The organism is Mesorhizobium sp. M4B.F.Ca.ET.143.01.1.1 (assembly GCF_004792275.1).
GTDB classification, from domain to species: Bacteria; Pseudomonadota; Alphaproteobacteria; order Rhizobiales; family Rhizobiaceae; genus Mesorhizobium; species Mesorhizobium abyssinicae.
Genome location: NZ_SRSR01000002.1, coordinates 367,901 through 390,009, shown reverse-complemented (window position 1 = coordinate 390,009; position 22,109 = coordinate 367,901). Strand labels below are relative to the sequence as shown.

Here is a 22,109-nt window from a genome sequence, read left to right as displayed (position 1 = left end):
CAATGACCTGGGTCATCCTTACAGGCAGGCAGAACGATCTCGACCAGGTGGCGACGCCGCACAAGGTCATCACCAACCGCGATTATCTCGCCCATCCGGCGCTGTTTCGCGGCCAGCGGCCGAAGGTCATCAACCTGTCGAACAATTACGGCTATCAGAGCCGCGGCTATTACGCCTCGCTGCTTGCCGGCTCGCGCGGCCACAAGGTGATCCCGACCGTCGAGACGATGATCGACCTGTCGGAGCGCAAGCTCTACGAGCACGCGCTGCCCGAACTGGAGCTCGCGCTCAACAAATGCCGCAAGGATCTCGGCGGCACCTTCCCGGCCAAGGTCGCCATCTTCTTCGGCATCGGTCCGTCGAAGGTATGGGACCGTTTCGCCAAGCTCCTGTTCGACTGGTTCCGCGCGCCGGCGCTGGAGGTCCACATCAAGGACAGCGCCGAATGGGCCTCGATCCGCAAGATCGGCTTCCTGCCGCTCGCCCGCATGACCGAGGAGGAGGAGAGGATCTTCCTGCAGTGCCTGGAGACCTACACCAACCGCGAATGGCGCGACACCAAGGGCCGCACGCCGGCGCGCTACACTTTCGCGACCCTGGTCGATCCGCATGAGGAATTGCCGCCGTCGGAGATTTCCTCGCTGCGCTACTGGGCGAGGATCGCCGAGAAGATGGGCGTCGAAATCGAGCCGATCACCAGGAAGGACCTAGCCAAGCTCGCCAACTACGACGCGCTGTTCATCCGCGAGACCACCTCGATCTCCAACCACACCTACCGCTTCGCCCGCCGCGCCCAGCAGGAAGGCATGCCCGTCATCGACGACCCGCTGTCGATGATCCGCTGCACCAACAAGGTCTATCTCAACGAGCTGATGACCTACAACAAGGTGCCGGTGCCGCCGACGGTGATGATCGCCGGCACGTCCGATCTCGAGGTGGCGGCGCAGACGCTGGGCTTCCCGCTGGTGCTGAAGATCCCGGATTCCTCGTTCTCGCGCGGCGTCAAGAAATGCGGGAACCTGGAGGAACTAACCCGGCTCGCGACCGAGTGGCTGGAGGATTCCGACCTTCTGATCGCGCAGAAATTCATCCCGACCGAATATGACTGGCGCGTCGGCGTGCTCGGCGGTCAGCCGCTGTTTGCCGTGCACTACCTGATGGCCAAGAAGCACTGGCAGATCGTCAACCACAAGGCCAATGGCAAGCCCGACCAGGGCGGCATCAAGACCTTCACGCTGAAGGAGACGCCGCATCATGTCGTCGAGACGGCGGTCAAGGCGGCGCGCTGCATCGGCGACGGCCTCTATGGTGTCGACCTCAAGGAGACCAAGGACGGCGTCTTCGTCATCGAGGTCAACGACAATCCCAATCTCGACCACGGCTGGGAAGATTCGGGCGAGAAGGACGAGGTCTGGGTGCGGCTGACGCAATGGTTCCTGGACCGGCTGGAGCGGCCGGGGCGGTAGCGGCCGGGGAGGGAATTGAGGAACTGGGGAATTGAGGAACTGGGGGATTGAAGAACTGGAGAACTGGGGAAGTGAGGAAGTGAGGAACCGAGAACTGGGGAATTGAAGAACTGAGAAAGTGAGGAAGTGAGGAACCGAGGAAGTCAGGACTGATGGCTGCGCCAGCCACTCAATTCTCCAGTTCTCCAGTTCTCCAGTTCTTCAGTTCTTCAGTTCTCCAGTTCCCCAATTCCAAGCCGTTCAAACTGGGGGAAAAGCATGCTGTTTTTCGTCATCGAGGACTTTCACGGCTGCGACCGCAAGGAGATCTACCGCCGCTTCCGCGACCGGGGCCGGCTGAAGCCGGACGAGCTTGTCGTCCACCACAGCTGGATCGCGGCGGATATGAGCCGCTGCTTCCTGCTGGTCGAGGCCCACGACGTCACCATCCTGCAGCGCTGGGCGATCGAATGGAATGATCTGGTGGAGTTCGAGATCATTCCCGTGGCGACCAGCAAGGACATGACGGCGGCGTTGGCCAGCCATCTCTGACCGGCGCCTTCCGGTCACGAGCTGTCGCGTGAACGCAGCGCCGGCGATTCGACCGAGCGCAGGCACTCCTCGATCAGCCATTTGCGGAATGCCGCTACCACGTCTCGCCTGGCGCTGCGTTCCGGGATCGTCAGGCAATAGGGCTGGCGCAGCTGGAGCGCGCCGGCAACGGGCCGCGCCAGCCGACCGTCCTCGACCACCTCGGCGCAGAAGACGCCTTGCGCCAGGGCAACTCCAAGCCCGGAAATGGCAAGGTCGAGCGCCGCCCGCGACGAATTCGCCGACAGGCCGCGTTGGATTGTCCGGCCCGGATCGATCCCCGCTGCCTCGAACCAGTTGCGCCAGGACGGGAACGACGCGCCGGTCGGTCCCCAGTCCGTATGGATCAGCGGCAGGCCGGCGAGGTCGTCACGCTTCATCGCGCCGCTCAGCGCCGGCGCGCAGACGGGATAGACGGCGTCCCTGACGATGTCCTCGGTCGGGTGCTCGCGGTAGTGCGGGCCGTAGGAAAGCCTGATGTCGATCAGCTCGCGGTCGAACGGCACCGGGTCGTCGTCGCCCCTGAGCGAGATGTCGACGGCGCCGTGGCTGGCGACAAAGCCGTAGAGACGCTCGGAAAGCCAGCCCATCGCCATGGACGGCGGCACTGACACGACGAGCCGGGGGCGGAAGGCCCCGCCGCTGACCTCGCGCGAGACGCTGCCGATCTCCTGGAAGGCCATGGTCAGCCTCGGCAGCATCTCCACGCCGGCCTCGGTCAACACGACGCGCCGGTTGACGCGATGGAACAGCTTGCGGCCCATCTGCTCCTCGACGGTGCGGATGAGCTGGCTGACCGCGGCTGCCGAGATCGACAGTTCTTCCGCAGCCGCGACAAAGCTCCCGGCGCGCGCCGCCGCCTCGAAGGCTTGCAGTCCTTTCAGTGAGGGTAGCGTGGCCACGGGCAATCCAAAGATAAGTTGAACTTATCTAGATTGCAGAAATCCTCATTTTTAGAAAGGTTTCTTTGTGGCTAATGTGCGTGGACAAACTCAAGCAGCCGGAACGAACCATGGACCATCGCGACGTCATCGCCTCGCTTACGAATGAGGAGCGCGGTCGCCTGACCGGCAAGTCTGATGGGCCGGGCCTCATCCAGTTGGCTTTCCATTTCGGCGCCATCCTGCTGCTCGGAGGCCTGATCGCCGCCAGGGTACCGTTCTGGCCGCCGCTGATGCTGCCGCAAGGCATATTGATCGTCTTCCTGTTCACGCTGCTGCATGAGACGGTGCATCGCACAGCCTTCGAGACGCAGTGGCTCAACGATGCCGTCGCGCGGCTGTGCAGCCTGGTGATCGCGCTGCCCGCGGACTGGTTCCGCTATTTCCACTTCGCCCATCACCGCTTCACCCAGGATCCCGAGAACGATCCCGAACTCGCCTTTCCGAAGCCTGAAACCCTGCGGCAGTATATCGTCCATGTCTCGGGGCTGCCGGTATGGTGGGGGCATTTCAAGACGCTCTACACCAATGCGATCGGCGGCTGCCGGGGCAGCTATGTGCCGCCGAAGGGGCTGCCGAAGGTGCGCGCCGAGGCGCGGGCGATGGTCGCCTTCTATGTCGTCGTGCTGATGCTCGCGCTCTGGTTCGGGGCAACGGCGCTGCTCTATGTCTGGATCGTGCCGGCGCTGCTCGGCCAGCCGTTCCTGCGGCTCTATCTGCTTGCCGAGCACGGCCGCTGCCCCCTCGTTGCCAACATGCTCGAGAACACCAGGACGACGCTCACCAACTGGTTCGTCCGCAAGCTTGCCTGGAATATGCCCTTTCACGCCGAGCACCACGCCTATCCCGGCGTGCCGTTCCATCAATTGCCGGAGTTCCACCGGCTGGTCGAGCGCCATCTCAAGGTGGTTGAGCCCGGCTATGTCAGCTTCCACGAGAAATACATCGAGGCGTTGCGCTGAGTATTTTCGCTTATCCGGACTGGCGCAACGCCATGCCTGATCGCAGCAGCCGGTTGATCTGCGCCGCCTTCGCCGGCACGCCGATCAGATAGCCCTGCGCCTCGATGCAGCCGGCCTTGCGCAGCATGTCGAGCTGCGCTTCGGTCTCCACGCCCTCGGCGGTGACGGTGATGCCGAGCTGGGCGCCGAGCCCGATCACGGTGCGCACGATCGCCGCCGAGTCGCGGTTATCGATGTCGCGGATGAAGGAGCGGTCGATCTTGATCTTGTCCACGGGGAAGCGCCGGAGATAGCCGAGCGAGGAATAGCCGGTGCCGAAATCGTCGAGTGCGATGCGGATGCCGAGATCGCGTAACTGGCTGAGCGTCTTCAACACCGTGTCGCTCTCGTCCATCAGCACCGTTTCGGTGATTTCGAGTTCCAGCCGGTGGGCGGGAACGCCGGAAAAGGCCAGTGCCGAGATCACGCTGCGGGCGAAGCTGCCGCTCTTGATCTGCACGGCCGAGACATTGACCGCGATGCGCATCGCATGCGGCCAGCCCGCCGCCGCCGTGCAGGCCTTCCTGAGCGCCCAGTCGCCCAATTGCACGATCAGCCCGGTTTCCTCGGCGGCCGGAATGAAATTGTCGGGCGACACGAGGCCGCGCGTGGGCGAATGCCAGCGCATCAAGGCTTCCGCACCGACGATGTCGCCGGCCGCGATGTTCATGATCGGCTGGAATTCCAGCTCGAATTCGTTTCGCGGCAGCGCGGCTTCGAGGTCGGTTTCGAGCGCCTGGCGCGCCCGCACCATGGCGTCCATGCCGGGCTCGAAGAAACGATAGACGTTGCGGCCCTCGCTCTTGCCCCGGTAAAGCGCCATATCGGCGTTCTTCAGCAGCGTGTCGGCATCCATGCCGTCATCGGGATAGAGCGCGATGCCGCAGCTGATGCCGACATGCATCTCGCGGCTCTTGTCGCGATAGGGCTTGCCGATCACCTCGACGATGCGCCGCGCCAGCTTTTCGGCATCGGCCACGCCGTTGACGCCGAACTGGATGATGGCGAATTCGTCGCCGCCGAAGCGGGCGACGACATCCGTCTCGTTGCGCAGGCAGCGCTGCAGCCGCTCTGCCACGCATTTCAGCAGCCAGTCGCCGGCCGGGTGCCCGAACGTGTCGTTGACGGCCTTGAAGCGGTCGAGGTCGAGCGAGAAGATCGCCAGCGGCGCGACTGACGCTTCGCCCAGGGCCTGGTCGAGCCGCTCGCGAAACATCGAGCGGTTGGGCAGGCTGGTCAGCGTGTCGTGATGCGCCAGATGGGTCATGCGCTCTTCGACGAGCTGGCGCTCGGTGACGTCGTCGAAGGTCGCCACCCAGCCGCCGCTCATCGGCCGTCTTGTCACCAGAAGCGTCCTGCCATCGGCAAGGTGGCGGTATGTCGAGTGAATCTTCGCCGCCTTGCGGCAGGCTTCGGTCTTGGCGACTTCGCTGTCGACGTCGATCTTCGTGTAGATGCCGAGTTCCACCAGCCGTTCGAGCGCGTCGCGATGCGTCGTTCCCAGCGGGAAGTCGGCCGCGGTGACATTGTAGAGTTCCAGGAAACGCTCGTTGCGGACGATCATCTTGCCGTCGGCGTCATACATCAACAGGCCTTGCGACATGTTGGCCAGCGCGGCGTCGAAGCGGCGATGCTGCTCCTTCAGCTCCATCTCGGCGCGCCGTTGCACGGTGATGTCTTCGTAGATCGACACCCAGCCGCCCAAAGCCAGCGGCCGGTGCGAGATGTCGATGATGCGGCCATCCGCCAGCGTTTCCTCATAGGTCGAGGGCTTCGCCCCGTCGATATAGGGCTTGCGGATGGCGTAGAGATCCGCCGCGCTGTGCGAGGCTACGCCGATGTCGACGCTGTGCTGGAGGATGTCGAAGAAGCGGATGCCGGGCCGCACGATTGCGGGATCCAGGCAGAAGATGTCGAGGTAGTGGCGGTTGCAGATGATCATGCGCTCGTCGGCGTCGAACATGCACAGCCCATGCGACATGTTCTCGACGGCGGCCGAGAAGCGTTCGTTCTGCTCGCGCAATTCGTCTTCGATGCGCTTTGTCGGGCCGATGTTTGCCGCTCTGCGCCTGCGAGCGGGCGAACCAGCCTTGACCTGAGCGACGGGCATACTCGCGCCTGCGGACCGTGAACTGAGCGAGTACTGTGGTAGTCTCCGGTTAATTTAGCGTTTGTTCAGCTAGCCGAATGCGGCGTAACCGTTGCCTGACGCTTTGCTTCGATCGCCGCGAAGCGCTTGTCCAGGGAAGCTGTTTCAGCCCGATTGTGGGCTGATCGTTGCAACGGTCCTGTCCCTTGGCGCCCTCGCCGGGTGGCGCGCAATCCGGTACACCGCCGCTGGCGGAACGTTCAGCATCGTGCGTCCAATGTGCGTTGCGCTGAGGCCCAGTCCCTCAAGGATCGGCTGCGCGACCGGGCATCGCGGACCATAGGTGAACTGGTAGAACGCCCCGCCGGGTTTCAGGTGAGCAAACGCCCCGTCGAGGATTGCTATCACCTTGTGGTCGGGCATGCTCAGCAGCGGCAAGCCACTGATGACCGCCCCGACGGATGCGTCATTGCGGAATTCGATATCCCCCAGGCGGGCGGCGTCCATACGAAGCACGCGCGCCCGCGGAAAACGGGTTTCCAAATGCCGCGCGAAGTTCGCGCCGTATTCGACCAGGGTTAGGTCTTCCGGCCGCACGCCTCGCTCAAGCAGTTTTGCCGTGAAGACGCCGGTGCCAGGCCCAAGCTCGATGACAGGTCCGGTGCTGGATGTGATGTCCTGCGTCATGATCCTGGCCAGCGCGCTGCCGGACGGCGCGACTGCCGCAACCCGGAGCGGCGCGGCAAGCCAGGACCGAAAAAACATCCAGAAATCGTTCTGCATCCACGTCCTCGGAAGAAAGCCAGTGAGAATTCGAGAGGATCTGGATAGCGGCTGCTTGTGCACGGCACAGTGACGGAAGGCGCCGATGCACTTGCGGGGAACGCCAACGGCAAGAGCGCACCCAACGTGGCGGGGTGCTGACGGGGGCGACACCTTCGGTCTTCTCGACCGGTTGCGGCTGGAAAACTCCAGTCAGTGCATGAGGCTGTCGGAAGCCGCCCGTTTCAGGCCGTCAAAGTTGAGTCCCGCCAGCGGTTGGGGGTCGTGCCCTCCCATTCCCGGAAAGCGCGATAGAACGAACTCGCATCCTGGTAGCCGAGCAGGCAGGCGACCTCGTCAATGTCGGCCGTTGGATCCGATAGCAATTGCCTGCCGAGTTCCTGTCGCGCGTCGACCAGAAGCTCGCGGAAGCTCGTTCCCTGCTCGGTGATACGCCGCTGCAGCGTGCGTTCGCTCATGCCAAGCTCGCGCGCAATGTCGGAAAGCTCCGGCCTTCCGCTCGCCAGGCTTCTCTTGAGAACGCTCTTCACCTGCTCACAGATCGAGCTTTGCGCGCTGAGTTCGCCGAGCGCGGCAGAAAGCGCGGGCGTGAGGATCTCTAGAAGCTCGGGGTTGTGGCCTGGAAAAGGGCGATCGAGGTCGGTGGACCGCAAAACCAGCAGGTCACGCGGGGCGCCGTAACGCACCGGACACCCGAAATAGGTCCGGTGCGCATCGCTTTTCGGATCGGGACGCCTGAATTCGACACGGCTGGGGGTAAGATGCTGTCCCGTTCCCCGCCGGCCGAGTTCGACGACAAAGGCAAAGGCGACATCCGTGGCAACGGCAGGTGTCGGCTCCTTGGCGTAGAGCCATTCGGAGCTTATCGTGCATTCGCCTTTCTCGTCGGCAACATGCAACTGCTCGGGCGAACAGAGGCGCTTGAAGCGCGCGATCCGGGCGATTCCGTCGCGGTAGTTGCGCGCGTGGAAGGCGGCAAGCGTGGATGGCGGATGGATCGCCGTATCGGCGGCTTCGACCAGCCTGATGCCGAGGGCGGGTTCGGGATAGAGGTCTTCGAGAGCCCTCCACAGTTCGAAGTATTGAGCGGTCGTGACAAAGGCGTGTTCGTTGAGGTGAAGGGTGGCGGGAAGCCGGGCCTGCCGCGACAATGCGGAAGCTGGCAGGCCGAGACGTTCCACGGCGTGCCAGAATGCGCGTGGAACCTTGCATTTGTCGGACGGTGTTCCGCTCATGCTATTTCCTTCACCGCATCTGGCTTAGGATGAGGCGGTCGAACATGCGATCGCCCAACCACTTCCTGACACCGATCATCATTCTCGCATACTTGCCGGCGGCGTATCGGGTCCGCGGTCTGGTCGACCTGACGGCCGTCGAGACCACATCGGCGATGACGGTTGGGTCGCTGCCGCGGCCATGGCCGTAGCTCGCTTTCGTCGTCTTCGCCACCATTTGGGCCACCTCCGCATAGGCGCTGGTACCGGATCGCTTCAGAAGTCCGTCCGCGACGACATCGCCAAAACCGGTTTCGATCAGGCCGGGCTCGACAACCACAACCTTGATGCCGAAGGGTGCGAGTTCGAGCCGAAGGCTATCCGACCAGCCCTCCAGCGCATGCTTGGTCGCATGATACCAGGCGCCGAGCAGGGTATAGATCTTGCCGCCCATCGAAGTGATGTTGACGATCGTGCCGGCCTTCTTCCTGCGCATGGCCGGCAGCAGGAGTTGCGTCAGGCGGGCCGGGCCAAACACGTTGACCTCGAACTGATAGCGCGCTTCGTCGATGCCGATATCCTCGACCGGCCCGTAGAGACCGAACCCCGCATTGTTCACGAGCACGTCGACACCGTCGACCTCGGCGAGGATGCTGGCGACAGCCGCGTCGATCTCCGCGCCTTTCGAAATGTCCATGCGCAACGGGCGTGCCCCGAGCGCCGCGAGGTCCTCCATCCTGTCGATCTGGCGCGCGGCCACATAGACCTGAAAGCCGTCCTGAATCAGGCGCTTGGCGATTTCCTTGCCCATGCCGGAGGATGCGCCGGTCACGAGCGCTGTCCTTTTCTGTCTGTCAAACATGATTGCCTCTCATCTTGCTTGAGCCCAATCTAGGGTCGAGCAGAGCTGCCATTCACTGACAGAGCGCGCCATCACAGTAGCAGATTACGCCAAACTTGCCGCGCCTCTCGCGCGGCAGCATTCTTTCACGTCGTGGAATTCGCAGCGACGAAAGACAGACGCTTCGCTTCGAGCGCCGCGAAGCGCTTCAGGAAGGCTGCCTGCGCCCAGGTCACCGAGCGCGGGGTGAAGTCGAAGCGCTCGGCGGAAAAACCGCGCGGACGGCCGAAATATTCGGTCGCTTCGGCTGCGGAGAAGCCTGCAAGCAGCGTCGCCTCGTAGTAGGCGGCGATCTGGTCGGCGCGCTTGATCTCCTTGCGCAAGGCGGCACCGAGGTCCGCCGGCAGCGAGAAGCGCTGGTGGATGGCGCGCTGCAGGCGAAATTCGCAATCCTTGTAAGAGCCGCCCATCACCGACTTGAACGGCGAGATCATGTCGCCGATGACATATTCCGGCGCGTCGTGCAGCAGCGCCGCCAGCCGCGCGTCGGCCGAGGCCGTCGGCGCCAGTTCGCAAAACAGCGCCTCCACCAGCAGCGAATGCTGCGCGACCGAAAAGGCGTGCTCGCCGCTGGTCTGGCCGTTCCAGCGGGCGACACGCGCAAGGCCATGCGCGATGTCGGCGATCTCGATGTCGAGGGGCGAGGGGTCGAGCAGGTCGAGCCGCCGGCCTGACAGCATGCGCTGCCAGGCGCGCGGCGGCGCGCCGGCGCGGTCGGCCGCCATCAGGCCTCCTCCGCGCCGGCGGCTTCCTGTGGAAAGCCGAATTTCGCCCAGGTCGGGATGGTGAGCGCGACGGAAACATCGCCGGCCATGATCGGCTGGCCGGCGTCGAGCGCAGCCTTGACACGGTCGATGCGGGAAATGGCAAGGCCTGCCGCGCCGGCGGTGGAGCCGAGCATGCCGACCGGTCTTCCGGCGACCATCAGTTCGGTGCCCGGGCCGGGCAGGGCGCTCTCGGCGCCAACGATCAGCACGCGGCGCCTGGCGGTGCCGCGATGCTGCATGCGCGAGACCACTTCCTGGCCGACATAGCAGCCTTTCCTGAAGCCGACGCCGCCGGTCTCGTCGAGCAGCACGTCATGCGGGAAGGCATCGCCGAGCGGGTAGTCGGTCCCGCTCTCGGCAATGCCATGGGCGACGCGCAGCGCCTGCCACGCGCCGACGTCGCCACCATGGGTCGCGGCGCCATAGCTGCGCTTGACCGCGACGTCGCTGAAGCGGGTGTCGGTAAGTGCCGTTGAATCAGAACCTGAAGCGGTTGATTCATGTCCCCACGCAACCCTGACAAGGGCTTGATCCTGCTTGGTGATCTCGGCCTTGGCGCGCAGCTTGTAGAGCATCAGCCGGCGCACGAAATCGTCAGAGATATCTGCTCGGCATTCGAGTCGGAAGCCATTCTCGCCGGCGCGCGAGATCAGGAAGTCGAACAGGATCTTGCCTTGCGGGGTCAACAGCGCGCCGGGCTTTGCTTCGCCTGGGCCGAGCGCGTCGAGGTCGGTGGTGAGGATGTTCTGCAGGAAATGCTCGGCTTCCGGGCCTGACACGGAAATGAGGGCGTGGTCTTTCAGCAGGGCAAAGGGCATGGATTGAAAAAGAACCTGATCTTGCAAAACGGTCAGCCTTTACGTAAGCCCCTGACACTCCCCCCGCAAGAGACCGAAACGCCCATGGCCACCACCTACGACCTCATCCTGACAGGCGGCACGGTGGTCAACCATGACGGCGAGGGTTTTCGCGACGTCGGCGTGAAAGCCGGGCGCATCGCCGCGATAGGCGATCTTGGCCAGGCCTCAGCCGGTGAGACGATCGACTGCAAGGGCCTGCATATCCTGCCCGGCGTCGTCGACAGCCAGGTGCATTTCCGCGAGCCGGGGCTGGAGCACAAGGAGGATCTGGAGACCGGTTCGCGCGCCGCCGTGCTGGGCGGCGTCACCGCCGTCTTCGAGATGCCCAACACCAACCCGCTGACCACCAGCGAGGCCGCCCTTGCCGACAAGGTGCGGCGTGCCACGGGCCGCATGCATTGCGATTTCGCCTTCTGGGTCGGCGGCACCCGCGACAATGCCGGCGATGTCGGCGAGTTGGAACGGCTTCCGGGCGCGGCCGGCATCAAGGTGTTCATGGGTTCGTCTACCGGCGACCTGCTGGTCGAGGACGACGAAGGCGTCGCCTCGATCCTGCGCAACACACGCCGCCGTTCCGCTTTCCATTCGGAGGACGAATTCCGTCTGCGCGAGCGGTTGGGCGAGAGGATCGAAAACGATCCGTCCTCGCATCCCGTCTGGCGCGACGAGATCGCCGCATTGCGCTGCACCGAGCGGCTGGTGCGCATTGCCAGGCAGACCCGCGCGCGCATCCACGTCCTGCATATCTCGACCGCGGAAGAGATACTCTTCCTCGAACAGCACAAGGATGTCGCGACCTGCGAGGCGACGCCGCACCATCTGACGCTCGCCGCCGATGATTACGCGCGGCTGGGCACGCTGATCCAGATGAACCCGCCGGTGCGCGCCGCGCGCCACCGCGACGGCGTCTGGCACGGCATCTCGCAAGGCATCGTCGACGTGCTGGGCTCGGACCACGCGCCACACACGCTGGCCGAGAAGGCAAAGCCCTATCCGGCCTCGCCATCCGGCATGACCGGCGTGCAGACGCTGGTGCCGATCATGCTCGACCACGTCAATGCCGGAAGGCTGACGCTGCGGCGCTTCGTCGACCTCGCGAGCCACGGTCCGCAACGCATTTTCGGGATGGCGCGCAAGGGCCGCATCGCCGCCGGCTACGACGCCGACTTCACCGTCGTGGACCTCAAGCGCCGCCAGACCATCACCAACGCGCAGGCCGGCTCGAAGGCCGGCTGGACGCCCTATGACGGCAAACAGGTCACCGGCTGGCCGGTCGGCACCATCGTGCGCGGTAGACGCGTTATGTGGGAAGGCGAGATCGTTACGCCTGGACAGGGCAGGGCGGTGGAGTTCTCCGAGGCGCTGCCGGGATAGGCGCCCGCATCCCGTAAGCCGCTCAATCGCCGGCGACGAAGAACATCCACTGGCCCGCCGGCGTAATGCCGACGCGGTAGAAGATGTAGGCGCCGAACTGCTTCATGTCGTTATAGTCGCCAGCGGTGACGATCTTGAACAGCTCGACCCGCTGCTTGGCGTCGAGCTTGTCGAGCGGCAGCGCGAAGAAATACGGCCAGACATAGAGTTCCTGCGGCGTGCCGGCATCGACATGGACATAGCCGGCGCTCAGCACCTCTTCCATGATGGCGAGGATTTCCTGACCCTCCGAGTCGCCGGCAAGCCCCTTGAGGAAGGTGATCGGATCGCCCTCGATGTCGCCCAGTGACAGCTGCGTCATCGAATCGCCCTTGCCGATCAGCGGCCTGAGCTTCTCGATGTCGCCGCTCCGGCAGGCCTCGACGATCAGATCATGCATGCGCCTGACCGGTTCCGGCAGCTTGGCGAGGTCGTAGACGACTTCCGGCGGCGGCGCCTCCGGGTCGGAGTTCGGGCTGGCGGTGCCGCCGTCGTTTGCTGGCCCTTCCGGCTGGCTCTCCTCGGGCTCGTTGCCCGGCTGGCTGGTGGTGGGCGGAGTCGTGCCGAGCGGATCGGGCATCGGCACGGCGCTGCCGGGCGGCGCCATGTCGTCATCGGCCGACGGTGTCGCCGGCGAGGGCAGGTCCTCGCGCTTGATCTCGCTTAGGGCATGGGCAGGGCTGATCGTGAGGCTGAGCGCCAGCGGAATCGCGGCGCAGAAGGCGGCAAGCCAGATGCTGAAAACCAGGCCGCGCGGCTGGCCTGAGGTCGAAAAATTCACCGCCTGCCTCTCCATGTGCCCAAGCCCGTCGGGCTGCTCGGGCCGGTTGGGTGCCTTTGATGCAATGATGCCCAAACGGCGCGCCGCCGTCAAAGAACCGGGCTCAGTGCTTCAGCCGCTCCGGTTCGAAGGCGCCGGCGATCACCTTTTCACGCATGCGGTCGAGCAGGGCAAGAGCCGAGGTCTCGCCATTGGCGCGCAGCATCTCGCCAAACGCGGTTTCAAGCGCTGCCTCGGCGATGATTTCCGGCTCGATGCCGGCCGACAACCCTTCCGCCCACGCCTCGCTGTGGCTCTCCACGGCCGTCAGGCGCTTCTCCTCCCTGACCAACGCGTCGATGTCGTTGACGGCATGTTCCATTGCGATGTCCACCCTGTTCAAGCGGCGATCCGTTGTGCGGATCGGGCCTGGGCTGTCCCTTTCACACGCAGGCTTGAGTAACCGTTTGTAAATACGACATTTTTGGGGTCGTACCCGCCAAAATTCGTCGCGTTGCAAAAGCCTGCGTTCGATAGTTTCCAAACTTAGCCGATTAGGCCGGCGAGCGGCACCAAAACCTTCAGTTTGAGTTAATTTCACATCCGCGCCGTAACGTTTCGTTAACGCTGTTGCAGAAGTGCAACATAAGGATTGCACCAAGATGGCGGCATAGACAAGCGCTGGTTCTGAAAACCTGTGGGTGGCGAGGGGGCGGGAGGCCGGACGCCGTCAGTTGCCGTAGCGCGAGGCGATGTCGCGCGACAGCGTCTCGCCTTCCTTCATGTAGCGGCTGATGGCTTCCGTCGCCGAGGCCGTGCATTGCGTGTAGGTGCCGCCGAAGGAACGGTAGCCGCGGTTGAACGAAGCGATGAAGCGGGCGCGCCGCTCAGGGTCGGGGTTTTCCGATGCCAGCAGCTTTTCCATTTCGACCCGCCACTGGTCGCCCTTCTCGCCGCAGAGATTGCGCAGGAAATGAAGCGATCCCAGCACTTCCGCCAGCCGCATCAGCCCAGGCTCGAACGGCGCCTCGGCGGCGAGCGCCGGCCAAGCCGTCAGCGTCATGCAGGCGGCAAGCCATGCGGCAAGGAAGGGTGAGGCGCGGGTCATCAGGTCCTTGTCGTGACGAGGATAAGGCTTTGTGGCGAAACATCTTGTCGCCTGCAAGGCGATTTTCGCGACCCTACGGTCCTGTATTTCCCCGAGCCCCCAGCAATTCCTCCGCCACCTCGAAAACGTCTCCCGCCAGCGGCATGGTGGCCATCTCGGCCAGCGTATAGAAGGCCGCCGTCTCGGCATCGTCGCTGGCCACCGGCTCGCCGCCGGCGTAAGCCGCGCCGAACACGGTCAGCAGATAGTCGACCGCGTGATTCTCACCGCTGCCATCGATGTGGATGTCGCGCAGCGGGCGGTAGCCATGGGCCAGCAGTCCGGTTTCCTCCTCGAGCTCGCGCGCCGCCGCTTGCGACAGCGTCTCGCCGGGCTCGACCTTGCCGCCCGGATAGGCATAGAGCCCTTGCGACGGCGGCCGTGCCCGCTTGACCAGAAGGACCTTGTCGCCGCGCACGATCGCGACGGAAACGGCCGGGATGATCTTGCGAGCTTCTTTCATGCGCTTGGGGCCGCTTCGTCTGTCAGCTTGGTTGTGGACCGGACAGCTTTAGCCGTTGCAGTGCCGTGGTTCCATCGCCACTTTCATGACGATCCCCAATCGAAGAGCCGAAATCCATGTGCGGACGCTTTGCCCTGACCGCCACGCCGGAGCAGACCGCAGCCTTTCTCGGCCTGGCGGAATTGGAGACGTTTCCGGCCCGCTACAACATCGCGCCGACGCAACCGGTGCTGATGGTGCTTGCCGGTCCGCCAAGGGCGCCGGGCTCGAATTTGCCGGACCGGCAGCCGATGCTGGTACGCTGGGGGCTGATTCCGACCTGGGTCAAGGACACCAGGGAGTTTCCGCTGCTGTTCAACGCCCGATCCGAGGGAGCGGCGCAAAAGGCGTCGTTCAAGACCGCCATGCGGCATCGCCGCGCCTTGGTGCCTGCCTCCGGCTTCTATGAATGGCGGCAAGCCGGGGACAAGGGGGAAGGTGGTTCGAAGGGCCAGCCCTACTGGATCCGTCCCAGGCATGGCGGCCTCGTCGCTTTCGCCGGACTGATCGAGACCTATGCCGAGCCGGGCGGCTCCGAGATGGACACCGGCGCCATCCTCACCGCCCGTGCCAGTTCGGGCATCGCCCATATCCACGACCGCATGCCGGTGGTGATCGAGGAGCGCGACTTTGCCCGCTGGCTGGATTGCCGCGTGCAGGAGCCGCGCGACGTCGCCGACCTGTTGCGGCCGGCCGAACCCGATTTCTTCGAAGCTGTCCCGGTTTCCGACCTTGTCAACAAGGTCGCCAACACCGGGCCGGAGATTCAGGAGCGGGGCATTGTCGGGCCGCAAGCCGAGAAGGTCAGGCGCCAGAAGTCCGGCGCGGACGACAGTCAGATGACGCTATTCTAGCGAAGCCCGTCGAGGCCTTCATTTCCAGGGCGCTTGGTCGAGCCCTCATCGCCGGCGCCCCCATCATCGGAGGCTGCGCCGGTCGTGCCGTTTCAGGCGGCGCGCGGCGAGATGATCTTCTGTGCCGGCTTCTTCTTCTTGGCGGTGTGCAGAAGGGCGGCGACGATCGCGGCCGGTCCGATCGCCCGATATTGGTTGGCGAGCGCCGGTTGCTTGGCGCGGCTCGGTTCCTGCTTGCTTCGTGGCATTGGTCTCTTCCCTGGTAACATTTGCGTGTCCGCGTTTGATGGCCGATTCCGACCAAATCGTGACGCCTGGCGATCTAGCCGGCGAATGTTTCATCACTGTGCCGACATGTTTAATAAAATGTTTCAGTGCCTCATAAGCCGTGACCCGGCGACTCGTTTGCTCAAAGTTGCGACTTGACGGCAACACCCGGCAAGGCGATAAAGCCGCGCATGAAAACGTTTTTCGCCATTTGTGGCATTTGCATTATTGACTAGCCTCGCGCTGGTCCGGACGTTTTCGCCTCATCTTTCCCCAGATTGGACAAACGCCCCGGCCAGCAGGCTGGAGCCCGGTTTGCGCCTTGGCGCAAGGAAGGCTCCGTCCAAATCCAAGGGATCGGAAGGGCACGCATGTCTGACGCATCGAAGGGGCTCAGCCTCTACAACACGCTGACGCGGACGCAGGACGATTTCGTCCCCATCGATCCGCAGAATGTGCGCATGTATGTGTGCGGCCCGACGGTCTACGACTTTGCCCACATCGGCAATGCGCGGCCTGTAATCGTCTTCGACGTGCTGTTCCGTCTGTTGCGCCAACTCTATGGCGAGAGCCACGTCACGTATGTGCGCAACATCACGGATGTCGACGACAAGATCAACGCCCGCGCGCTGCGCGATTTCGGCGCCGAGATCGCGTCGGGCAAGCTGTCGCTCAACGAGGCGATCCGTCGTGTGACGGAGAAGACCGCCGACCAGTACCACAAGGATGTCGCGACGCTCGGCTGCCTCCCGCCGACCTTCGAGCCGCGAGCCACCGAATTCGTCCTGCCGAGGCCGGACGGCAAGGCCGACATGATCACGCTGATCGAGCGCCTGATCGGCCGCGGCCACGCCTATCAGGCGCAGGGTGAGGTGCTGTTCGACACCGCCTCGATGCCCGACTACGGCGATCTGTCGAAGCGCAATCTCGACGAACAGCAGGCCGGCGCCCGCATCGCCGTCGACGCGCACAAGAAGAACCCTGGCGATTTCGTCCTGTGGAAACTGTCCTCGCCCGAAGAGCCGGGCTGGGAAAGCCCGTGGGGCAGGGGCCGGCCGGGCTGGCACATCGAATGCTCGGCCATGTCAGCCGCCTACCTCGGTGAGGTCTTCGACATCCATGGCGGCGGCCTCGACCTGATCTTCCCGCACCATGAAAACGAGATCGCCCAGTCGCGCTGCGCCCACGGCACAAAGGTGATGGCCAACGTGTGGATGCACAACGGCTTCCTTCAGGTCGAGGGCCAGAAGATGTCGAAGAGCCTCGGCAATTTCTACTCGATCCATGAGCTGCTGGAGACCGAGACCTTCGGCGGCCGCAAATGGCCGGGCGAAGTGCTGCGGCTGGCGATGCTGATGACGCATTACCGAGAGCCGATCGACTTCTCGGTGCGCAAGCTGGAGGAAGCGGAGAACACGCTGCGCAAGTGGAAGCGCGCGTCGGATTTGGCTCCGGCGGCCGGGCAATTGCCGGCGGCGGTCGTGGCGGCACTGTCCGATGATCTCGCCACCTATGCCGCCTTCCAGCAGTTGACGCAGCTTGCCGGCGAGGCGGCGGAAGGCAACGATGCCGCCGCGTCGCTGAAGGCGGCGCTCGCCTTCCTCGGCTTCGATGTCGGCACGGCCGAGGTGGACGAGGCGGCCATCGCCAAGGCCATCGCCAAACGCCTGGCGCTGATCGCCGGGAAGAACTGGCCCGAGGCCGACCGCATCCGCGACGAGCTTCTGGCGCAAGGCGTGCAGCTGAAGGACGGCAAGGATCCTGTCACCGGCGAGCGTGTGACTACGTGGGAGATCAAAAGGTGAGGTTGGGCGCTCGGATAGCAGGATTGGAGAGGTTGGAGCGAGGCCCCCCTCTCTGTCCTGCCGGACATCTCCCCCTCAAGGGGGGAGATTGGACGTTGGCTTGGCTTTCGCCAATCACCGAGGTGGAAAGTGGAGCGCCGTCGGCGAAGCTGCCGATCTCCCCCCTTGAGGGGGAGATGCCCGGCAGGGCAGAGAGGGGGGCCTCGCGATGACCCATCATCGGGTATCTCCCGCCAAACGCGGCAATGCGCGCAAGATGCGCAAGGCGATGACCGATGCCGAGCTGAAGCTTTGGAATGAGGTGCGTGCTGATAGGCTGATGGGAATGGCGTTCCGACGTCAGATGCCGATAGCTGGCTACATCGTGGATTTTGCCTGCCCCAGCAAGAAGCTGATCGTTGAACTGGACGGCTCTCAGCATGCGTCGCCTGACGTCTCCGCATCCGATGCTGCGCGAACCGCGAAGCTTGAAGCGCTCGGCTGGACCATCCTGCGCTTCTGGAACGACGACGTCATCCGCGATATCGACAATGTCTGCCAGCACATCGTGATCGAGGCTGGCCTCGCCGGTGCCGATAGGCCGGCGCGCGAACCGACAAGGGAGGCAGTTCCATGATCGACCATCTCGGCATCACCGTTTCCGATTTCGACGCCTCGAAGGCTTTCTACGACAAGGCGATGGCGCCGCTCGGCGCTTCGCTGCTTTACATGGTGCCCACCGAATACACCGGCGGCGCCAAGGTCGGCGGTTATGGCCGCGACCGGCCGGTGTTCTGGCTGAGCTCGGGCAAGGACAAGCCGAGGGACCACCAGCATGTGGCCTTCACCGCGCGCAGCCGCGCCGAGGTCGATGCCTTCCATGCCGCGGCCCTTGCCGCCGGCGGCAGGGACAATGGCGGACCGGGGCTCCGCCCGCACTATCACCCGAACTACTATGGCGCCTTCGTTTTCGATCCCGACGGCAACAACGTCGAGGCCGTCTGTCATGATCCGGAGTGATCGGCCATGAAGTGGAGTGAGTCATGAGCCTCGACAACCGGCCGGTCTACACAGGCGGCTGCCAGTGCGGCGCGGTGCGCTTCCGCGTCGAGGGCGCGCTGGGCGATGCCTCGATCTGCCATTGCCGCATGTGCCAGAAGGCGAGCGGCAATTTCTATCTGCCGCTGGTCTCGGTGCGCGGCGCCAGGGTCGAATGGACGCGCGGCGAGCCCAAGCGCTTTCGTTCTTCCAGCGCAGCATGGCGCGGCTTCTGCGCCGAGTGCGGCACGCCGCTGACCTTCGAGGCGCCCGACGGCATGGCGCTGGCGATCGCCGCCTTCGACGATCCGGCCGGCATCGTGCCCACCATCCAGTGGGGCACCGAGGCGAAGTTGCCTTACGTCGATGCGATCCCGAAATTGCCGGGCGAGGACACGATGGCCGACATCGGCTCGGCGCCTTATCTGGCCGAGCTCGTCTCCTATCAGCACCCCGACCACGACACCGACCAATGGCCGCCGGAGGAAAGATCATGACCGACACCGTTCGAACCGGCGGCTGCCAGTGCGGCGCCGTGCGCTTTCGCATCAAGGGGGCGCTCGGGCGCCCGTCCATCTGCCATTGCCGCATGTGTCAGAAGCAGTTCGGCTCCTTCTTCGGGGCGCTGGTGACGGTGCCGAAGGACGGCGTCGAATGGACCCATGAGGAGCCGAGCTACTTCCAGTCCTCCGTCAACATCGATCGCGGCTTCTGCGCCCGTTGCGGCACGCCCATGACCTACCGCCAGCAGGGCCAATTGGAGATCGCCATCGGCGCCTTTGACGACCGCTCCGACCTCGCGCCGCAGATCCAGGTCAACTACGCGGTGCGGCTGCCCTGGGTGGAAAAGATCTTCGAAGCGCCGATCCATGAGGACTTCGACTTCTATCGACGGCAGGAGCAGATCATCTCCTTCCAGCATCCCGATCACGAGACGGCCAACTGGCCGCAGCAGGGCTTGAAACTATGACGATCGCCGGCGGCTCCATGCGTACCCTCTATCCGGAGATCGAACCGTTCGAGTCGGGCATGCTCGATGTCGGCAATGGCCACACCGTCTACTGGGAGCGCTCCGGCACCAAGGGCGCCAAGCCCGCTGTCTTCCTGCACGGCGGACCGGGCGGCACCATATCGCCGAAGCATCGGCGGCTGTTCGATCCCAAGCTTTACGACGTCATCCTGTTCGACCAGCGCGGCTGCGGGAAATCGACGCCAAACGCCTCGCTGGAGGCCAACACCACCTGGCATCTCGTCGCCGATATCGAGCGCCTGCGCGAAATGGCGGGCTTCGACAAATGGCTGGTGTTCGGCGGCTCGTGGGGTTCGACGCTGGCGCTCGCCTATGCCGAGACGCATCCTGAGCGGGTGAGCGAACTCGTCGTGCGCGGCATCTACACGCTGACGCGCGCCGAGCTCGAATGGTACTATCAGTTCGGCGTGTCCGAGATGTTCCCCGACAAATGGGAGCGTTTCCTGGCGCCGATCCCGGAAGCCGAGCGCGGCGACATGATGGCCGCCTATCGCAAGCGGCTGGTCGGCTCCGACCGCAAGGCACAGGTCGAGGCCGCGCTTGCCTGGAGCCTGTGGGAAGGCGAGACGATCACGCTCTTGCCGGAGCCGGAAACCAGCGGCAAGTTCGGCGAGGACGACTACGCCGTCGCCTTCGCCCGCATCGAGAACCATTACTTCGTCCATGCCGGCTGGCTCGAGGAGGGGCAGTTGCTGCGCGACGCCTGGAAGCTGAAGGACATCCCCGGCACCATCGTCCACGGCCGCTACGACATGCCGTGCCCGGCGCGCTACGCCTGGGCGCTGCACAAGGCCTGGCCGAAGGCGGATTTCCATCTTATTGAAGGCGCCGGCCATGCTTATTCGGAGCCCGGGATCTTGGATCGCCTGATCCGGGCGACGGATGGGTTTGCGGGGAAGAACTAGTCGATGTACGGCTTTCCGTCCCACCCCCCTCTGTCCTTCCGGACATCTCCCCTGCAAGGGGGGAGATTGGATATCGCCTTCGCTTTCGCCAATCGCCGACGCTGCAGGACGAGCGCCGTTGGCAAGGCTGCCGATCTCCCCCCTTGCGGGGGAGATGGCCGGCAGGCCAGAGGGGGGTGCTCAAGCGCCTTGTCATCATGAAAAAAGAAAGACTGTTCCTCTTTGACACCACCCTTCGCGACGGCCAGCAGACGCCGGGCATCGACTTTTCCGTCGAGGACAAGATCGCCATCGCCAAGTTGCTGGACGAGTTCGGCATCGACTATGTCGAGGGCGGCTATCCCGGCGCCAACCCGACCGACACCGCCTTCTTCCAGCAGAAGCGAACGGCGCGGGCAAAGTTCGTCGCTTTCGGCATGACCAAGCGGGCAGGCGTCTCGGCCTCCAACGATCCGGGGCTGGCGGCGCTCGTGCAGTCGACATCGGACGCCATCTGCTTCGTCGCCAAGAGCTGGGACTATCATGTGCGCGTGGCGCTCGGCTGCACCAACGAGGAAAACCTCGACTCGATTAAGGTGTCGGTCGAGACGGCGGTCGCCGCCGGCAAGGAAGCGATGGTCGACTGCGAGCATTTCTTCGACGGCTTCAAGGCCAATCCCGCCTACGCGCTCGCCTGCGCCAGGACCGCCTACGATACCGGCGCGCGCTGGGTGGTGCTGTGCGACACCAATGGCGGCACGCAACCTTCGGAAGTGCGCGCCATCGTCGAGACGGTGATCGCCGCCGGCATTCCGGGCGAGCATCTCGGCATCCATGCCCATGACGACACCGGCCAGGCGGTAGCCAATTCGCTGGCCGCCGTCGAGGCCGGCGTGCGCCAGATCCAGGGCACGCTGAACGGCATCGGCGAGCGCTGCGGCAACGCCAATTTGATCTCGATCGTGCCGACGCTTTCGCTGAAACCGGCCTTCGCCGACCGCTTCGAAACCAGCATTTCGGCCGAGGCGCTGACCGGCATATCGCGCCTGTCGCGCGCCTTCGACGAATTGCTGAACCGCGCGCCGGAAGCCCAGGCGCCCTATGTCGGCGCTTCCGCTTTCGCCACCAAGGCCGGCATCCATGCCTCGGCGCTGGCCAAGGAGCCGGCGACCTATGAGCATGTGCCGCCGGAAGCCGTCGGCAACCGCCGCCGCGTCATGGTCTCCGACCAGGGCGGAAAGGCCAATTTCCTGGCCGAGCTGAAGCGGCGCGGCATCGACGTCCCGAAGGACGATCATCGGCTCGATGCGCTGATCGCGGTGGTCAAGGAACGAGAGGCCTCGGGCTATGCCTATGAGGGTGCCGACGCCTCCTTCGAGCTGCTCGCCCGCAAGATGCTGCACGGCCTGCCGGAGTTCTTCAACGTCACCTCGTTCCGCTGCATGGTCGAGCGCCGCTTCGACGCCAACGGCCAGCTGAAGACGGTGTCGGAGGCCATCGTCAAGGTGATGGTCGATGGCGAGGAGAAGATGTCGGTGGCCGAAGGCCACGGCCCGGTCAACGCGCTTGACATCGCGCTCCGCAAGGATCTCGGCAAATACCAGAACGAGATCGGCGACCTCGAGCTTGCCGACTTCAAGGTGCGTATCCTAAATGGCGGCACCGAAGCGATCACGCGCGTGCTGATCGAATCGCACGATTCCAGCGGCGCCCGCTGGTGGACGGTCGGCGTGTCGGAAAACATCATCGATGCCTCCTTCCAGGCGCTGATGGATTCGATCATCTACAAGCTGATGAAGAACCGCGACATGGCCGGGCTGGTGGCGGCGGAGTAGGTT

General features: G+C 64.3%; 24 protein-coding genes. 12 read left to right on the top strand and 12 right to left on the bottom strand.

Annotated features, from left to right (window positions below):
• Positions 1-2: 2 nt before the first annotated feature.
• Both EN786_RS06160 and EN786_RS06155 read left to right on the top strand, forming a co-directional pair.
• The gene (locus EN786_RS06160) at positions 3-1,466 is read left to right on the top strand and encodes a RimK family protein (protein WP_127284257.1); all 1,464 of its coding nucleotides are present in this window, start codon (positions 3-5) and stop codon (positions 1,464-1,466) included.
• Between the two features lie 258 nt (positions 1,467-1,724).
• Positions 1,725-1,997, top strand: a complete 273-nt coding sequence (locus EN786_RS06155) for a DUF3303 family protein (RefSeq protein WP_127310342.1) — start codon at positions 1,725-1,727, stop codon at positions 1,995-1,997.
• A gap of 14 nt (positions 1,998-2,011) precedes the next feature.
• Here EN786_RS06155 and EN786_RS06150 read toward each other — a convergent pair whose 3' ends face one another.
• Positions 2,012-2,938 (bottom strand): LysR substrate-binding domain-containing protein, encoded by a 927-nt coding sequence (locus EN786_RS06150; protein WP_127310343.1) that lies wholly within the window; start codon positions 2,936-2,938, stop codon positions 2,012-2,014.
• Positions 2,939-3,048: 110 nt separating this feature from the next.
• Here EN786_RS06150 and EN786_RS06145 point away from each other — a divergent pair, with 110 nt between their 5' ends.
• On the top strand, positions 3,049-3,939 hold the full coding sequence (locus EN786_RS06145) for a fatty acid desaturase family protein (RefSeq protein ID WP_127310350.1): 891 nt from the start codon (positions 3,049-3,051) through the stop codon (positions 3,937-3,939).
• A 10-nt stretch (positions 3,940-3,949) separates the two neighbouring features.
• On the opposite strand, the gene EN786_RS06140 is transcribed toward EN786_RS06145, so the two are convergent.
• The 6 genes from EN786_RS06140 to EN786_RS06115 all read right to left on the bottom strand — a co-directional run bounded on the left by EN786_RS06140 (position 3,950) and on the right by EN786_RS06115 (position 10,550).
• Positions 3,950-6,088, bottom strand: coding sequence for an EAL domain-containing protein (locus tag EN786_RS06140; RefSeq protein ID WP_127310344.1), 2,139 nt, complete (start codon positions 6,086-6,088; stop codon positions 3,950-3,952).
• A 144-nt stretch (positions 6,089-6,232) separates the two neighbouring features.
• Positions 6,233-6,850 carry a methyltransferase domain-containing protein gene (locus EN786_RS06135; protein ID WP_127310345.1) on the bottom strand — a complete coding sequence of 206 codons (618 nt, stop codon included), beginning with the start codon at positions 6,848-6,850 and terminating at the stop codon, positions 6,233-6,235.
• Positions 6,851-7,074: 224 nt separating this feature from the next.
• On the bottom strand, positions 7,075-8,085 hold the full coding sequence (locus EN786_RS06130) for an AraC family transcriptional regulator (RefSeq protein ID WP_127310346.1): 1,011 nt from the start codon (positions 8,083-8,085) through the stop codon (positions 7,075-7,077).
• A gap of 10 nt (positions 8,086-8,095) precedes the next feature.
• Positions 8,096-8,926, bottom strand: a complete 831-nt coding sequence (locus EN786_RS06125) for an oxidoreductase (protein ID WP_127310347.1) — start codon at positions 8,924-8,926, stop codon at positions 8,096-8,098.
• A 125-nt stretch (positions 8,927-9,051) separates the two neighbouring features.
• On the bottom strand, positions 9,052-9,690 hold the full coding sequence (locus EN786_RS06120) for an HD family hydrolase (protein ID WP_127310348.1): 639 nt from the start codon (positions 9,688-9,690) through the stop codon (positions 9,052-9,054).
• Positions 9,690-10,550: a folate-binding protein YgfZ gene (locus EN786_RS06115; RefSeq protein WP_127310349.1), complete on the bottom strand. Its 861-nt coding sequence runs from the start codon at positions 10,548-10,550 to the stop codon at positions 9,690-9,692. Before EN786_RS06115 ends, EN786_RS06120 begins: the two co-directional genes overlap by 1 nt.
• 84 nt (positions 10,551-10,634) lie before the next feature.
• On the opposite strand from EN786_RS06115, the gene EN786_RS06110 reads away from it, so the two are divergent.
• Positions 10,635-11,966, top strand: coding sequence for a dihydroorotase (locus tag EN786_RS06110; RefSeq protein ID WP_135908069.1), 1,332 nt, complete (start codon positions 10,635-10,637; stop codon positions 11,964-11,966).
• 22 nt (positions 11,967-11,988) lie between these two features.
• Here EN786_RS06110 and EN786_RS06105 read toward each other — a convergent pair whose 3' ends face one another.
• The 4 genes from EN786_RS06105 to EN786_RS06090 form a co-directional block, all read right to left on the bottom strand.
• Positions 11,989-12,786: a hypothetical protein gene (locus EN786_RS06105; protein WP_189340659.1), complete on the bottom strand. Its 798-nt coding sequence runs from the start codon at positions 12,784-12,786 to the stop codon at positions 11,989-11,991.
• 103 nt (positions 12,787-12,889) lie between these two features.
• Entirely contained in the window at positions 12,890-13,147 is a 258-nt protein-coding gene (locus tag EN786_RS06100; protein WP_126059159.1) for a hypothetical protein, read from the bottom strand.
• Positions 13,148-13,495: 348 nt separating this feature from the next.
• A complete protein-coding gene (locus EN786_RS06095; RefSeq protein ID WP_127284267.1) occupies positions 13,496-13,873 on the bottom strand; it encodes a TIGR02301 family protein in 378 nt (125 codons plus the stop codon).
• 73 nt (positions 13,874-13,946) lie between these two features.
• The gene (locus EN786_RS06090; RefSeq protein WP_127311623.1) at positions 13,947-14,375 is read right to left on the bottom strand and encodes an NUDIX hydrolase; all 429 of its coding nucleotides are present in this window, start codon (positions 14,373-14,375) and stop codon (positions 13,947-13,949) included.
• A 116-nt stretch (positions 14,376-14,491) separates the two neighbouring features.
• On the opposite strand from EN786_RS06090, the gene EN786_RS06085 reads away from it, so the two are divergent.
• On the top strand, positions 14,492-15,268 hold the full coding sequence (locus EN786_RS06085) for an SOS response-associated peptidase (protein WP_127286318.1): 777 nt from the start codon (positions 14,492-14,494) through the stop codon (positions 15,266-15,268).
• 92 nt (positions 15,269-15,360) lie between these two features.
• On the opposite strand, the gene EN786_RS06080 is transcribed toward EN786_RS06085, so the two are convergent.
• Positions 15,361-15,516 (bottom strand): hypothetical protein, encoded by a 156-nt coding sequence (locus tag EN786_RS06080; protein ID WP_127286319.1) that lies wholly within the window; start codon positions 15,514-15,516, stop codon positions 15,361-15,363.
• Positions 15,517-15,906: 390 nt separating this feature from the next.
• Here EN786_RS06080 and cysS point away from each other — a divergent pair, with 390 nt between their 5' ends.
• From cysS to cimA, 7 genes are all read left to right on the top strand, one after another.
• The gene (gene cysS, locus EN786_RS06075) at positions 15,907-17,340 is read left to right on the top strand and encodes a cysteine--tRNA ligase (RefSeq protein WP_135908067.1); all 1,434 of its coding nucleotides are present in this window, start codon (positions 15,907-15,909) and stop codon (positions 17,338-17,340) included.
• Positions 17,341-17,596: 256 nt separating this feature from the next.
• Positions 17,597-17,956 carry an endonuclease domain-containing protein gene (locus EN786_RS06065; RefSeq protein ID WP_245478299.1) on the top strand — a complete coding sequence of 120 codons (360 nt, stop codon included), beginning with the start codon at positions 17,597-17,599 and terminating at the stop codon, positions 17,954-17,956.
• Positions 17,953-18,339 (top strand): VOC family protein, encoded by a 387-nt coding sequence (locus tag EN786_RS06060; protein WP_127286322.1) that lies wholly within the window; start codon positions 17,953-17,955, stop codon positions 18,337-18,339. The genes EN786_RS06065 and EN786_RS06060 overlap by 4 nt, the downstream gene beginning before the upstream one ends.
• A gap of 23 nt (positions 18,340-18,362) precedes the next feature.
• Positions 18,363-18,854, top strand: coding sequence for a GFA family protein (locus tag EN786_RS06055; protein ID WP_127286323.1), 492 nt, complete (start codon positions 18,363-18,365; stop codon positions 18,852-18,854).
• A complete protein-coding gene (locus EN786_RS06050) occupies positions 18,851-19,327 on the top strand; it encodes a GFA family protein (protein WP_127286324.1) in 477 nt (158 codons plus the stop codon). Before EN786_RS06055 ends, EN786_RS06050 begins: the two co-directional genes overlap by 4 nt.
• Positions 19,328-19,344: 17 nt before the next feature.
• Positions 19,345-20,292 carry a prolyl aminopeptidase gene (pip, locus tag EN786_RS06045; protein WP_245478302.1) on the top strand — a complete coding sequence of 316 codons (948 nt, stop codon included), beginning with the start codon at positions 19,345-19,347 and terminating at the stop codon, positions 20,290-20,292.
• A 197-nt stretch (positions 20,293-20,489) separates the two neighbouring features.
• Positions 20,490-22,106 carry a citramalate synthase gene (cimA, locus tag EN786_RS06035; RefSeq protein ID WP_127310473.1) on the top strand — a complete coding sequence of 539 codons (1,617 nt, stop codon included), beginning with the start codon at positions 20,490-20,492 and terminating at the stop codon, positions 22,104-22,106.
• Positions 22,107-22,109: the final 3 nt, after the last annotated feature.

Coding starts and splice junctions, on each gene's coding strand:
- EN786_RS06160 (WP_127284257.1), top strand. CDS start 3: ATGACCTGGGTCATCCTTACAGGCAGGCAGAACGATCTCGACCAGGTG.
- EN786_RS06155 (WP_127310342.1), top strand. CDS start 1,725: ATGCTGTTTTTCGTCATCGAGGACTTTCACGGCTGCGACCGCAAGGAG.
- EN786_RS06145 (WP_127310350.1), top strand. CDS start 3,049: ATGGACCATCGCGACGTCATCGCCTCGCTTACGAATGAGGAGCGCGGT.
- EN786_RS06140 (WP_127310344.1), bottom strand. CDS start 6,088: ATGCCCGTCGCTCAGGTCAAGGCTGGTTCGCCCGCTCGCAGGCGCAGA.
- EN786_RS06135 (WP_127310345.1), bottom strand. CDS start 6,850: ATGCAGAACGATTTCTGGATGTTTTTTCGGTCCTGGCTTGCCGCGCCG.
- EN786_RS06130 (WP_127310346.1), bottom strand. CDS start 8,085: ATGAGCGGAACACCGTCCGACAAATGCAAGGTTCCACGCGCATTCTGG.
- EN786_RS06125 (WP_127310347.1), bottom strand. CDS start 8,926: ATGTTTGACAGACAGAAAAGGACAGCGCTCGTGACCGGCGCATCCTCC.
- EN786_RS06120 (WP_127310348.1), bottom strand. CDS start 9,690: ATGGCGGCCGACCGCGCCGGCGCGCCGCCGCGCGCCTGGCAGCGCATG.
- EN786_RS06115 (WP_127310349.1), bottom strand. CDS start 10,550: ATGCCCTTTGCCCTGCTGAAAGACCACGCCCTCATTTCCGTGTCAGGC.
- EN786_RS06110 (WP_135908069.1), top strand. CDS start 10,635: ATGGCCACCACCTACGACCTCATCCTGACAGGCGGCACGGTGGTCAAC.
- EN786_RS06100 (WP_126059159.1), bottom strand. CDS start 13,147: ATGGAACATGCCGTCAACGACATCGACGCGTTGGTCAGGGAGGAGAAG.
- EN786_RS06095 (WP_127284267.1), bottom strand. CDS start 13,873: ATGACCCGCGCCTCACCCTTCCTTGCCGCATGGCTTGCCGCCTGCATG.
- EN786_RS06090 (WP_127311623.1), bottom strand. CDS start 14,375: ATGAAAGAAGCTCGCAAGATCATCCCGGCCGTTTCCGTCGCGATCGTG.
- EN786_RS06085 (WP_127286318.1), top strand. CDS start 14,492: ATGTGCGGACGCTTTGCCCTGACCGCCACGCCGGAGCAGACCGCAGCC.
- EN786_RS06080 (WP_127286319.1), bottom strand. CDS start 15,516: ATGCCACGAAGCAAGCAGGAACCGAGCCGCGCCAAGCAACCGGCGCTC.
- cysS (WP_135908067.1), top strand. CDS start 15,907: ATGTCTGACGCATCGAAGGGGCTCAGCCTCTACAACACGCTGACGCGG.
- EN786_RS06065 (WP_245478299.1), top strand. CDS start 17,597: ATGCGCAAGGCGATGACCGATGCCGAGCTGAAGCTTTGGAATGAGGTG.
- EN786_RS06060 (WP_127286322.1), top strand. CDS start 17,953: ATGATCGACCATCTCGGCATCACCGTTTCCGATTTCGACGCCTCGAAG.
- EN786_RS06055 (WP_127286323.1), top strand. CDS start 18,363: ATGAGCCTCGACAACCGGCCGGTCTACACAGGCGGCTGCCAGTGCGGC.
- EN786_RS06050 (WP_127286324.1), top strand. CDS start 18,851: ATGACCGACACCGTTCGAACCGGCGGCTGCCAGTGCGGCGCCGTGCGC.
- pip (WP_245478302.1), top strand. CDS start 19,345: ATGCGTACCCTCTATCCGGAGATCGAACCGTTCGAGTCGGGCATGCTC.
- cimA (WP_127310473.1), top strand. CDS start 20,490: ATGAAAAAAGAAAGACTGTTCCTCTTTGACACCACCCTTCGCGACGGC.